Raw genomic sequence first — 13,254 nt, 5'->3', positions numbered from 1 at the left:
AACTTTTCTGATTTTGGAACAGCGGATCCGCTCAGTCCTGCTTCCGAATAGCATGTGCAAAAATGGCTGGCTACTGCGGTGCACAAAAAGTGGAAGGAGATTTCCCAAGATAGAGAGGAGCCAATGGAGTGGGATGGACGAGCGCCTGTTTTCCCTTGGGAAGCAAAAATTTTAATATAGGTTTGTGAGAAGAACATTTTTCTTAAGTTTAATTATTCTAACTCCATTAAGGTTTTTTACAGGATAAAATACTTAAAAATAAGTATTGCTATTACACTAATCTTATCCAATATTTAGCATCTGGCTCATTTTATTATGTTTTACCGTTTTATAAAGCAGCAAATGCAATTTGCCTGATTCCACTGTTAAACCAAAAATTTTAAGATATGGATTTTTACAAGACAATAGCGGAACAAGCGGCTGCCAGGTGGCAGGCTCGGGAAAACATCAGAGAGGGAAACAAACAGAAGCTACAGCATGAAGGGGTAGTTGCAGTGGAGTCTGCTGACCGCATTCAAATGCGGCTAAACAGGCTTTCCGCCGCCGCCAGTAAGGAAAAAGCCTTTAAAGCATCTTCCAGCCTGGCTGCTTCATTGGGGCAAGGTTCGCCCACTTCTTTTTTGATAGAAAACGTAAGTTTTGAACGCGTAATTGGTAAATCTGATTTTCTGGGAATGGACTTTTTAGAACTGGCTCTGGCGGTTTCCCGTTTCGTGTGCCGTATTCAAATCCGCAACAGTCCGGGCAGAACTATTGGCTATGGTACCGGTTTCATGGTTTCGCCCCGTTTACTCATAACCAATAATCATGTCCTAAGCAGTGCCCAGGAAGCAGTTAATAGTGAAGTAGAGTTTGATTACCAATACGACCGTTATGGAAGACTCTTACCGGTGGTGACGTATGGATTGGAGCCGCAGGCCTTTTTCATGACCGATAAAAACTTAGATTTCACAATTGTTGCGGTCCGGGAACGCTCTTTTAACGATATCGAACTCAAACGTTTTGGCTGGAACCGGTTAATTGCCGACCAAGGGAAAGTTATTCACGGCGATACCTTAAATATTGTGCAGCATCCCCAGGGAGAAGCCAAGCAAATTGTGTTACGCTCTAACCGTTTAGTTGATTTATTAGATGATTTCGCCCATTACGAAACCGACACGGAGCCGGGTTCCTCTGGTTCCCCGGTTTATAACGACCAGTGGGAAGTGGTGGCCTTGCATCATTCCGGCGTGCCCAAAATGGAAGGAGGTAATCTGATTGCTAAAGATGGTTCTGTTTGGCGGAACGGTATGGACCCCAACGATTTAGTTTGGGTGGCCAATGAGGGTGTGAGGGTAAGTAGTATTGTTAATTTTGTTAAAAAACAACGCATTGCCACCGCCTGGGAGCCTTTGAGAGATGAATTACTCCACAAAGAACCGCCGCATCCTTTTGAAGCAGCAGCCATGGCTTCTATAACGCCAACTAATCTGCCTCAACCAACTATTGCTGCACCAGGTGGCGGTAATAGTTATACTTTTACCATTCCTTTGCACATTACCGTACAGGTAGGATCTCCCCAAATAATGCCCTTAAATGGAACTGCTAATATTAACCAAGCTGCACCCGTAAATGCCATTACCGGTGTAACTTCCGGTGCTGATACTGCTTCTGCTAAAGTAGTTAAAGATGAAATCCCAAGGAGGCAACAAGATTCTCCCGACCTCCGGGAGGCCCTACAGGAGCTGGAAGCTGCCCGCAATGAACCCTATTATGACCAGGCCAAAGACAAAGCCGCAAAAGAGGCGTATTATAAAAATATTCAGGTTGGTGATTTAAGTGGGCGGGAATTATACGAGCAATTGCATGAACTTTTAGAAAAGAGCCATACCACCCGCTTAACTTACAATCAGGCCCGGCATCAGCATTTATATCCCAGAGTAGATTTACATCCGGACAAAATGCTGCACAGTATTTACACGGGGGAAGTGTATGCACCGGAAACCTTTATCCGGAATGACTTTGAAATTACTGAAAGATTAGAGAGCCAAGCCAGAGAACAATTATCCCACATAGGTAGTCTGAGTGAGGCAGCAATGGCCGAACACCTGGATATTTTAGAGGCAGGAGCGCCTTATAATGCGGAGCACGTGGTTCCGCAATCCTGGTTTGCTAAGCGAGATCCCATGAAATCGGATTTACATCACCTGTTTGCCTGTGAAACAACCTGCAACTCCTTTAGAGGGAACACTCCTTTCTTTGAGTTTGCAGATTTTGAGGAGGCCATTCGGCAGGGTTGCGGCAAACGGGAAGGCAATAGCTTTGAACCATCACAAGGCCATGGCGCTGTAGCCCGGGCTACCTTATATTTTATGCTCCGCTATCCGGGAGAAATTAACAATAATGCAAAAGAATATACCAATGACCGGATAGAGATGCTGTTAGGCTGGCACGAGAAAGATCCGGTAAGTAAATATGAATTCCACCGCAATGCGGAAATCTTTAAGGTGCAGGGCAACCGAAACCCCCTAATCGATCATCCGGAATGGGTAGGAAAGATAGATTTTGCTTTTGGGCTGGGCTGATTTTTGAAAAGCGGTGAAAAGAGGAGGCGCCTTTTTAACTTCCATATTAACGATAATCGCTCATCAGAGATTGGCAATTCAGGAAATGCGTAAAGTGCTACGCTAACGCTATGCACAGCCGGAGAGCAGTTGCTAACGGAAATATAGGTGGATTATAAAGCTGTGGTGGGGAAATTGTACCTGTATTAACCAATAGCTCCCTTTCTAAATTCTGATAAATTAGATACGGAACAAAGAGTCAGGATTAACTTTATTTTTATTAAAGAAGTATTTGAATTATTTGTGCTAGAGACCTCCCTTAAAATAAAAAAAGGCAGCGATTCCATCACTGCCATTAGTCAAAATAAAACTATGAAAAAATCTATTTAAATGGAACAGCTGCGCTGTTCTCCTTTAATACACTCTGAGCAGATAAACTCTGCACTACTTTCGCCTTTAAGTTAAAAGATAATTCCGGCGAAACAATATCGTTAGAAGAAATTTTTACTATTTCTGTTTGGTCTCCTAACACCCGCGGAATATAAGTTAGTTCCACAATTCCTTCACTTCCAGGTTTTATTTTTGGAGTTAAAGATTTATAGGTAACACAGTTGCAGGCCGACTGAATACCATCTATAGTTAACTCTTTTTTGCCGGTATTTTTTACCGTTACCTTCGTTACCGCTTTCTGACCACTCTCTAATTTGCCAAAGTTATGCGCTGCATTGGTTAGCGTAGCCCGCGGCGACAGGGCTTTTTGCTCTGGTGTTAAAGAAGCTTTCAGTTCTGCTTTATCAACTACGGTACCCTTAATATACAAAACCTGGGTACTGTTAGTTCCGTTTGAAGTAACAGTAATGCTCTTGTTAAAAGCACCCATGGCAGCTGCGTTGTAAGAAGCTTTAATAAAGCCGGATTTGCCAGGAAGAACCGGGGTATTGGTCCATTCGGGGGTAGTACAGCCGCAAGATGCTTGCACATTAGAAATGACAACCGGGGCGTTGCCAGTATTTTTAAATTTAAATTCGTAAGAAACCGGAACTCCTTGCGCTATTTTGCCAAATTCATGGGTTTCTTTTTCAAATTTAAGCGTACCCTGGGCATAAAGCCGGTTGGCCATTGTCGCAAAACAAAGACATATCAGAAAAAGTATAGATTTCGTTTTCATTTCTAAAGGCTTTAAATTTTTAAAATACTGTACACACAAATATAAAGAAAAAAGATAAAAAACAAGTTCATTTCTTAACCATTATTTTACCCTTAAAAGTCAGCAAAAGCCGCTAATTTGATAAACTGAACCTTTTTCTTAATATTGTATATAATTTACCCGCGATACTCATAGAATAACATGCACATAGAACAACTGGTAAGAACGGAAAAGCTTAACAGAGAGGAGATTTTAAGAGATTACCGGATTGCCTGCGAAAGCCGGCAGGCCAGCCTTATCGGACGCAAAGAAGTTTTTATGGGCAAGGCTAAATTCGGAATCTTTGGGGATGGCAAAGAAGTGGCGCAGTTGGCTATGGCCCGGTTTTTTCAGCCAGGCGACCATCGTTCCGGTTATTACCGCGACCAGACGTTTATGTTTGCTATTGGAGAGTTAACGCTGCAACAATTTTTTGCCCAGTTGTATGCCCACGCCGACGAAAAATATGAACCCGCTACGGCCGGGCGGTGCATGACCGGTCATTTTGGCACCCGCTTACTAGACGAAGATGGTAATTGGAAAAACCAGGTCGAAAGTAAAAATTCCAGTGCCGATATTTCACCTACTGCGGCCCAGATGCCCCGCCTGGTCGGGTTGGCGTATGCATCTAAGCTTTACCGCCACAACCCGGACTTAAAACACCTGGAACAGTTTTCAGTAAATGGCAACGAAGTGGCTTTTGGTACAATTGGCAATGCTTCTACCTCCGAAGGCCCTTTTTTCGAAGCTATAAATGCCGCCGGCGTGTTGCAGATTCCCATGCTGGTCTCGGTTTGGGACGATGGCTACGGCATTTCGGTTCCTTCGGAATATCAAACCACCAAAGGCAGCATTTCGGAGGTGCTGGCGGGTTTTCAGCGTAACGGTAAAGGCGAGCAGGGTTACGAAATATTTAAAGTTAAAGGCTGGGATTACGCCGGTTTATTAGAGGTTTATGCCAAAGCGGTGCCTATTTGCCGCGAAGAGCACGTACCGGTGCTGATTCATGTAGAAGAAATGACACAACCCCAGGGCCATTCCACTTCGGGGTCGCACGAACGGTATAAATCGAAAGAGCGCTTGCAGTGGGAAGATGAATTCGACTGCATTAAAAAAATGCGGGAATGGATTCTGGCTAACGAATACGCCACTTCCGATGCGCTGAATGCATTAGAGAACGAAGCGAAAGAAACAGTGCGCCAGGCCCGCAACGAAGCCTGGGCTGCTTATATCGGCGAAATTATTGCCGACCAGGAGGAAGCTTTAGGTTTGCTGGAGCAGGTTATTAACCAGACTACAAGTGAGTACGCCGGCAAGCTAACCGAAATAACGCTGGAACTGCGCAAAACGGTTACGCCGAACCGCTACGATGCCATTAAGGCCGTAAAGAAAGCTTTGCGTTTTATTCGGAAAGATAGAAATCAGGTTAAAAAAGATTTAATTGGCTGGATAGAAAAAGTAACCGGCGAAAATGCCGAACGCTATAATTCTTATGTAATCAGCCAGTCCGAAGAATCGCCGTTGCTGGTGCCGGAAGTAAAGCCCGTTTACACCCCCGATAGCCCACTGGTGGACGGCCGGGAGGTTCTGCAGGCTTGTTTTGATGCGGCCCTGGCCCGCGACCCGCGCCTGTTTGCCATTGGCGAAGATGTCGGTAAAATTGGCGATGTAAACCAGGCTTTTGCCGGCTTGCAGGAAAAATACGGAGAATTGCGCGTTACCGATACCGGTATCCGGGAGTGTACGATAGTAGGGCAGGGAATAGGCGCGGCTTTGCGCGGCCTCCGGCCCATTACCGAAATCCAATACCTGGATTACTTGCTTTATGCCATTCAGATATTATCCGATGATTTGGCTTGTTTGCAGTACCGGACCAAGGGCGGACAGAAAGCGCCCTTAATTGTCCGCACCCGTGGTCACCGCCTGGAGGGAGTCTGGCACTCCGGTTCGCAAATTGCCCTTTGCCTGAGCAGCCTCCGTGGTATGCATATTCTGGTGCCCCGCGACATGACCCAGGCTGCCGGCTTTTACAATACCCTGTTTAAAGGCGATGACCCGGCTCTAGTAATTGAGAGCCTGAACGGCTACCGCCTGAAAGAACGCTTACCGGTAAACATTGGCGAATTTACTTTGCCGCTGGGCGTGCCCGAAATTTTAAAACAAGGCGAAGATATTACCGTTGTAACTTACGGTTCGATGTGCCGTGTGGTAATGGAAGCTGCCCGCCAGTTAGAGGAGTTTAATATCCGGTGCGAAGTGATTGATGTTCAGTCTTTACTGCCTTTTGACTTAAATCATTTGATCGCCGATTCCATCCGGAAAACGAACCGGGCAATATTTACCGATGAAGATGTGCCTGGTGGCGGCACGGCCTTTATGATGCAAAAGGTAGTGGAAGAACAGGAAGCCTATCGTTGGCTCGATTCACCGCCGCGTACCGTGCCCGCCCAGGAACACCGCCCGTCTTATTCTTCCGATGGTGATTATTTTTCTAAACCTAACCCTGAAGATATTTTTGATGCGGTTTACGAAATGATGCACGAAGCCAATCCTGCTAAATATCCGGCTATTTATTAATGCAGCAAATATTATTTGTTCTATGATTTGCAGATATTTAATGAGGTAAAAGAGCTGCTAAACTGCTAAAAAAGAAGGCCCGGCAATAATTTACCAAGCCTTCTTTTTATATATTGCTTCAGGATTATTCTAAAACTTTCACTTCTTCTGACATGACCGTATTGCTTTCGCGTAAAGCGCGGTCGCGTACGCGCACCCGGAATTTTAAAATATCGTTTGATGTAATGAGTGGGTTTTCGCGTACCACAATGCTGTAGCGCAAGTCCCCTTCAATGGGGCCTATCCGCCCATCTGGCGCCAAGCGAAAAAAACGTCCATTAAAGGTAAACCCGGACGGCAGTTGCAAGGACTCGAATACGCCATTCTTTTTAATCAGAATATCTACGAAATAATTAATGTTATTATTCCCCTGGTTAAAAGGCGGGCTGCTGATATCTTCATTACTCAAACCCAAATCGCCGTCACCATCTTCGAAACGGGTAACCAGAATGAGCGAATCTTTTTTAACACCATTCTCCAGCGAAGAATATTTTTCCACGTTTTTAAATTCCAGATTCGGTCTTTCGTCGTAATCCGGCGGATGCTGGCAGGCATTCAGGGCCAGTAAAATTCCGGAGAAGAGCATTAGCTGGTAAAGGCGTAAACTTTTCATTCAATAAGAAAAATTTGAGGTATTTTTACTAATTCTAACGATTGACACCCGCAATTGTTATATGGTTATTTTAGAATGTTAACGAATTCTTCTTTTAAAAATTCTCTTCCGGAATTAACACCTGAAAGCTGGCAGGCCCATGCTTTAGCCTTGTTCCGGTACCAGGCCGAACATAATCCGGTTTACCGGCAATATATCTATTTGCGCGGAATTGATCCGGACCAAATTACAGAATTAACCCAAATTCCATTTCTGCCCATCGAATTTTTTAAAACACACCGCATTTCCACCGGAAACTTTGAGGCTAAGGTAGTTTATCAAAGCAGTGGTACTACCCAAACCACGCGCAGCCGCCATTATTTACCCGATGATATATTTTACAAAGAAAATGCCCAACGGTTATTCGAATACTATTACGGCCCGCTAACCGACTATATTTTTCTGCCTTTGCTGCCTTCTTACCTGGAGCAAGGAGATTCATCGCTGGTAGCCATGGTTGATTATTTCATCAAGAACTCGGGCCAGGGTGTACCCGGTTTTTATTTAAACGATTTTACTGCGTTGCTCCGGCAAATAGAACAGGCCCGGCAAACCGGGAAAAAAGTTTTGCTGATAGGGGTAACCTATGCCTTGCTCGATTTGGCCGAAGCGGTAAAACCCGGCAGCCTGGTCGATGTAATCATAATGGAAACTGGCGGCATGAAGGGGCGGCGGCGGGAAATGGTAAGGGCAGAACTCCACGAAGTTTTGCAGCAGGCATTTGGCGTGAAGGCCATTCACTCGGAATATGGCATGACCGAACTATTATCGCAGGCTTATTCGCTGGGTGAGGGCATATTTAAACCGGCACCTACGCTTAAAATATTTCTCCGGGATATGAACGACCCGCTGACCATCAGCAATCAGCTTAAATCGGGTGGAATTAATGTAATTGATTTAGCCAATGTAGATTCCTGCGCCTTCCTGGAAACCAAAGATATTGGCAAGCTGCACCCGGGCGGCTCTTTTGAAGTTTTAGGTCGTTTCGATAATTCTGATATTCGGGGCTGTAATTTAATGATTGGTTGAGATATAGGTTATTATATATCTGAAATAGTAATATTTATAAACAATAAAGCTACTTTAATAGGGAGTAGCTTTATTGTTTATATTAAATACTGAAAGTGTTTAAGCGGTAGCGGGTAGGGCAAAGGTGCGGGCATCTTCTTCGGTAATGGCATCATCGCTCATGATAACCAAACGCTCCACTACATTGCGCAATTGGCGGATATTACCGCGCCAATCCAGGGTTTGCAGAAAGGCGAGGGCCGCCGGCGAAATGGTTTTGGGTTTGTTGCCGTAATCGTTGGCAATATCCTGCAAGAACTTATTTACCAAATCCGGGATGTCTTCGCGCCGTTCGTTTAGCGGCGGCACGTGAATTAAAATTACGCCCAGGCGATGGTACAAGTCTTCCCGAAAATTTTTGGCTTCAATTTCTTTTATTAAATCTTTGTTCGTAGCGGCCACCACGCGCACATCCACCGAAATCTCTTTTTCGCCGCCAACGCGGGTAATTTTGTTTTCCTGTAAGGCGCGTAAAACCTTAGCCTGCGCCGATAAACTCATGTCCCCGATTTCGTCCAGGAACAACGTGCCGCCGTTGGCTTGCTCAAACTTACCAATCCGTTGCTTTACCGCCGACGTAAAAGAGCCTTTTTCGTGGCCGAACAATTCGCTCTCGATGAGTTCGCTTGGGATAGCGGCACAGTTTACTTCTACGAGCGGACCGGTGACCCGGCTGCTTTGCTCGTGCAGCAAGCGGGCTACCATTTCTTTTCCGGCGCCGTTCGGACCGGTAATCAAAACGCGGGCATCGGTTTTCGCTACTTTTTCAATGGCACGGCGTACTTTTTCCAGCGCGGGTGAGTTGCCCACCATTTCGTAATTTTTCGATATTTTTTTCTTCAGCTTTTTGGTTTCGGTAACCAGGTTTATTTTATCGATGGCGTTGCGCACGGTAATTAGCAGCCGGTTTAAATCGGGTGGCTTTTGCAGGAAATCGTAAGCGCCTTTTTTGGTTGCTTCTACGGCGGTATCAATGGTACCGTGAGCCGAAATCATGATAAAAGGTGTATCGGGTACAAATTCCATGGCCCGGTTCAACACTTCCAGGCCGTCTATTTTGGGCATTTTTATATCGCAAAGCACCACGTCGTATTTGGTTTTAGATAACAGTTCTAAACCAACTTCCCCGTTTTCGGCCTCGTCTACGGTATAATTTTCGTATTCGAGAATTTCCTTCAGGGTACTCCGGATGGCGCGTTCGTCGTCGATGATTAATATTTTAGGCATCTTATATTTTAATGAAAATCTGAGCGTACAATATTGAAAAAATATTCCGATTAGACGTGCAAATGCGAAAGAAGTTTAACCCGGGAATATTTTTGCGGAAAGGAAGACCACAAGCAGAAAGAGAAAATAAAAATATAGCAAGCCTGTAAGCCGGGTTCTGTGCCGCAGCAAAGCTGCAACTCTTATCATTTATCTAGGCCAGGGCTCACGCCCAGGCTCCATCAACCTACCCATCCCGACAAGCAGCCGAAGCTACCAGGGAGCGAGCAACTCCACGTTCGGGACCTATTTGGTCTTTCAACTCCTAAGGTTTACCCAGCTACGCCGTCGCCGGACGTACTGGTGCGCTCTTACCGCACCTTTTCACCCTTACCTTTTCAGTTTACAGTTATCAGGTATCAGTCATCAGAATAATCTGGTAACTGTTTACTGCTAACTGTTTTACTGTAAAGGCGGTAATTTTCTGTGGCACTGGCTGTATCTTTTCCGTTCCCCGAAAAGACCCTTCCCGTTAGGAAGTAGGATGCTCTGTGTTGCCCGGACTTTCCTCTCCGCCTTGCAGCGCAGCGATAAGACGGCTTGCCATATTTTATTCAAATTTAACCAATAACTTTCGTATTTGGTTCTTACGCCTGTTGCTTTAATCCGAAACGAGCATTTACTACAAAATTATTTAAGCCGCACGAGGGTAGCGCCATAACCAAATTTTTCTTTCCGGGCATCCTCAAAATATTTAATATTTTTATTCCGGCTCAGCAGTTTCTGAATTTCGTTGCGCAACACACCATTGCCGGTACCGTGTATAAATATTATTTCGTGCATGTTAGCCGCTAGCGCCCGGTCCAGGTTATCCTGAAAAGTATTTAGTTGCAGTTTTAATATTTCGCTGTTGCTCATTTTGCTAAAATCTGCGTCCGTTAATTTCTCAATGTGTAAATCAACTTCGTGGGAGGGCGCTTTCAAGGTGTAAGTTTCACCCGTAGGTTGTTCCGGCTCGGTAAGCTTATCCTGTAATTTTTTCAGATCCACCGCCTCGGGTTTGGCATCTACCTGAAATAAATAAGCTTCTTTTTTTACCAGCGGCGCCATTTTTTTGCTTTTATAGAAAGAGGCCGCTTTAAACCGGAAACGCTTTAAACCAGGTTCCAGCAAGGTTTTGGCAGAGGCCCGGTGCTGTAAATATTGCAGTACCAGCGCCGGCCATTTATCAAAATCGTTTAAATGCAGGTGGCTTACCACTTTAAACGATTTCTGATTTAATTTATCGTTGATAATGCCTTTGTATTCGTCTTTTTCTTCGCCGTAAGTAAAGAGCAAATCATAATCAGAATTATTAATAATAGTAACTGCCAACAGTTCCGGCGATTGGTGGGTGAGGGCCACGTAAATTCCCAAGCTGGCCGGAACCGGCTGGGGAATATTAGCTGTTCTGGAAATGGTTGTTTCCGGCACTGCGGTACTCGAATTATTACCAAAAAATTTATCTTCTTCCGGGGCTATTACCACTACTTCGCGGCGCAAAACCGGAATCGTAAAATCATTATCAATGGCCACTTCTACCTGGTTATTATCCAGGAAGCGGGTTATAATGCCTTGTTCTTTGCCATGCAGCAAACGTACCCGATCACCTATATTCATCTTGCTTAATTTCTTTTTTTTAAATATTACGTTATTCTTTTATTAAAGAGCAAGGTTACTCTTTAAGTTCTTTTTAGAACTTTAGTAATAACGATTAGCTGGGGCAAAGTTAACTGGTTTAAGGTTGAAGTTCTGAAATTTCTGTGGTATTCGATATTCTTTATATGAACCTTAAAATATTGTTGCTTTTACCTGGCTGACTACTATCCTTAAAAATATACCGGATGAAAACGGAAGCCTTTTTTGCGGTTGTACTCCAATGTGGGGGCCGGTAAATGAACCATGCTGATGAGGCTGAAGGCCGTGCGTAATAGTTTATGCCGGGTTTTTACATGCAATAAATTCAAGTCCAGAGCTAAGTAATATTGCCGGTAAGCATCAAAACCATTCTGCCTGTTTTCCTGGGGCATGCCGTAAACTATGCGCTGCCCACCGTAACCCAGCGCCAGGTTCAGCCATTTGGGATAAGCGCTTTGCGCCGGTAAAAACGAAGAAATATTTGCAGTTAACCAATAGGTCTGCCCATTGTAATCTTTTAACAATTCTTCGGGTAAGTTGCTACCCAATACATTGGGCCGCAAATTTGCGTAAGCGGTCCGGTGAAAAGAAAACTTAGGCAATATTTTTAATTCGCCCCAGGCTAGTTGCTGCACCAGTACCGCCAAAGAACCAGCCGCATTAGCGCTCAAGTCGCCCACGGAAGCGCCATAATCAGCCGCATAACCATCCAGTAATTCGATAGGCGACTGTAAGGCAAACCCGAGTAAACTGCCGTAAATAATAGCTTTCTGTTCGGGTACACGGGCGGCGCGCAGGGCTTCTATACCCAGGCGACTCTCGTGGAAAGCGCCCCAGAAATGGCCCGCTTTATCTAATTGAAGCCACTCTGGGTTATCGTTGAAAAAGTGGAAGCTTGTTTTTTCTGATTGCTCGTACCAGGTTTGGCTCAGGCCAACTAACATGCCCGTATAACCGATGGCTAAGCCGACGGCCGCTAATTTTATATGTTTGGCGGGTGCTATGCTATCCGGAGCGGCCGTAGCAGGTTGCGCTGATACCTGGAGAGAACCAATTGGGCACAATAAGGCTAGCCAGCTTAATTTTTTTAAACGGGTAAATAGTAATAGTTGCTGATTACAAAGGAATTTTAGCTTCAAGCCAGATAATGCCAGATTTGGAGCAAAGGTAGGTATGCCGCTAATAAATAAAAAAGGCTTCTGCTGGTAAACAGAAGCCTTTATATTAATCAGTATAAAATATTATAAATCGCTTTTGGCTAATACCTGGTGATAGTAAACCAGATTATCTATTGGCGACCGGATGATGGTACCCATTTCCATGCCGTTTTCCAGCGCTACTTCTTCCAGAATATCGCGGAAGTTATAAGCTACAGAACCTACGCAGTTAAAAGTATGCTCCTGGTAGCCCGGATAATGGCAAACCAGATTTTTAAAGAAAGTATCAAACGATTCTTTAACTACCTCACGGGAATAAGAGAAGTTGTTATTCTCGTACAAGAATTTACTAAAACTAGCCAGGAAACGGTTTGGTAAAGGCTTATTATAGAGGTGGTCAAAAATGGCTTCGTTATCGAGCTCGTAGGTATCTTTAAAAATTTTAGACATGCCTTCGGGCAAATAGCCCCGCATATAGTCCCGGAGCAGGCGCTTGCCCAAAGAAGAACCAGAACCTTCATCGCCCAGGAAATAACCTAAAGAGTCGATGTTCATGGTTACATCATAGCCATCATAATAACAAGTGTTGGTACCAGTGCCTAAAATGGCAGCAAAACCGGCATCTACGCCCAGCAATGCCCGGGCAGCAGCGAGTAAATCGTGACCTACTTTTACTTTTGCGTTGGTGAAAACAGCCCGCATGGCCGCTGCTACTATTTCGTTATTTTCGGGGGTAGAGCAGCCGGCACCATAATAATATAATTCCGTAACTTCTGTTTTCTTTAAATTTTCAGGCAGGCTCCTTTGTAGCGAAGATATGATAACGGGAGTATCGGAAAAATACGGATTATACCCTTCGGTATTAAAATAGACTTTAGAATTAGATTCTGTAATCAGGCACCAGCTCGTTTTGGTTGAACCACCATCAGCAATAATAATCATAGATAGCTTCGAAGATATTTTGGGTGAATATTTAATTAAAATAAATAATCTGATTTTGCCCACTTAATTAATCCGGCTGGTTACAGGAACAGCTACTAAAAGTCAATGGGCTTGTAAACTTATTTAAATTATTAATAAATGTATAACAATTCTGTAATAATTTGAAAGATGTTCAGCATATTTTAACATAAAATTGTGTATCTACGC

9 protein-coding genes and 1 other RNA gene are annotated in these 13,254 nt (G+C 44.3%); 3 read left to right on the top strand and 7 right to left on the bottom strand.

Annotated features, from left to right (window positions below; translation table 11 throughout):
• The first annotated feature begins 386 nt into the window (after positions 1 to 386).
• Positions 387 to 2,564, top strand: coding sequence for an endonuclease (locus AAE02nite_RS11910; RefSeq protein ID WP_146897956.1), 2,178 nt, complete (start codon positions 387 to 389; stop codon positions 2,562 to 2,564).
• 361 nt (positions 2,565 to 2,925) lie between these two features.
• Here the strand turns inward: AAE02nite_RS11910 and AAE02nite_RS26950 are convergent, their stop codons facing one another.
• Positions 2,926 to 3,711, bottom strand: coding sequence for a DUF1573 domain-containing protein (locus AAE02nite_RS26950; RefSeq protein WP_146897955.1), 786 nt, complete (start codon positions 3,709 to 3,711; stop codon positions 2,926 to 2,928).
• A 180-nt stretch (positions 3,712 to 3,891) separates the two neighbouring features.
• Here AAE02nite_RS26950 and AAE02nite_RS11900 point away from each other — a divergent pair, with 180 nt between their 5' ends.
• Positions 3,892 to 6,306, top strand: coding sequence for an alpha-ketoacid dehydrogenase subunit alpha/beta (locus AAE02nite_RS11900; RefSeq protein WP_146897954.1), 2,415 nt, complete (start codon positions 3,892 to 3,894; stop codon positions 6,304 to 6,306).
• Between the two features lie 124 nt (positions 6,307 to 6,430).
• On the opposite strand, the gene AAE02nite_RS11895 is transcribed toward AAE02nite_RS11900, so the two are convergent.
• Complete coding sequence (locus AAE02nite_RS11895) at positions 6,431 to 6,958, bottom strand: hypothetical protein (RefSeq protein ID WP_146897953.1); 528 nt, start codon at positions 6,956 to 6,958, stop codon at positions 6,431 to 6,433.
• Positions 6,959 to 7,033: 75 nt separating this feature from the next.
• On the opposite strand from AAE02nite_RS11895, the gene AAE02nite_RS11890 reads away from it, so the two are divergent.
• Entirely contained in the window at positions 7,034 to 8,026 is a 993-nt protein-coding gene (locus AAE02nite_RS11890) for a long-chain-fatty-acid--protein ligase (RefSeq protein ID WP_146897952.1), read from the top strand.
• Positions 8,027 to 8,125: 99 nt separating this feature from the next.
• Here the strand turns inward: AAE02nite_RS11890 and AAE02nite_RS11885 are convergent, their stop codons facing one another.
• The 5 genes from AAE02nite_RS11885 to AAE02nite_RS11865 all read right to left on the bottom strand — a co-directional run bounded on the left by AAE02nite_RS11885 (position 8,126) and on the right by AAE02nite_RS11865 (position 13,047).
• Entirely contained in the window at positions 8,126 to 9,292 is a 1,167-nt protein-coding gene (locus tag AAE02nite_RS11885) for a sigma-54-dependent transcriptional regulator (RefSeq protein ID WP_146897951.1), read from the bottom strand.
• Positions 9,293 to 9,422: 130 nt separating this feature from the next.
• An RNA gene (gene rnpB, locus AAE02nite_RS11880) (RNase P RNA component class A) lies at positions 9,423 to 9,878 on the bottom strand.
• An 83-nt stretch (positions 9,879 to 9,961) separates the two neighbouring features.
• Positions 9,962 to 10,930 carry a Smr/MutS family protein gene (locus tag AAE02nite_RS11875; RefSeq protein ID WP_146897950.1) on the bottom strand — a complete coding sequence of 323 codons (969 nt, stop codon included), beginning with the start codon at positions 10,928 to 10,930 and terminating at the stop codon, positions 9,962 to 9,964.
• A gap of 209 nt (positions 10,931 to 11,139) precedes the next feature.
• Positions 11,140 to 12,012 (bottom strand): DUF2279 domain-containing protein, encoded by an 873-nt coding sequence (locus AAE02nite_RS11870; RefSeq protein WP_246150991.1) that lies wholly within the window; start codon positions 12,010 to 12,012, stop codon positions 11,140 to 11,142.
• Between the two features lie 177 nt (positions 12,013 to 12,189).
• Entirely contained in the window at positions 12,190 to 13,047 is an 858-nt protein-coding gene (locus AAE02nite_RS11865; protein WP_146897949.1) for an N-acetylglucosamine kinase, read from the bottom strand.
• Between the last annotated feature and the right edge of the window lie 207 nt (positions 13,048 to 13,254).

Origin of the sequence: Adhaeribacter aerolatus (assembly GCF_007991635.1) — a bacterium.
Taxonomy (GTDB): Bacteria; Bacteroidota; Bacteroidia; order Cytophagales; family Hymenobacteraceae; genus Adhaeribacter; species Adhaeribacter aerolatus.
This window is presented reverse-complemented; position numbering and strand designations above follow the sequence as displayed.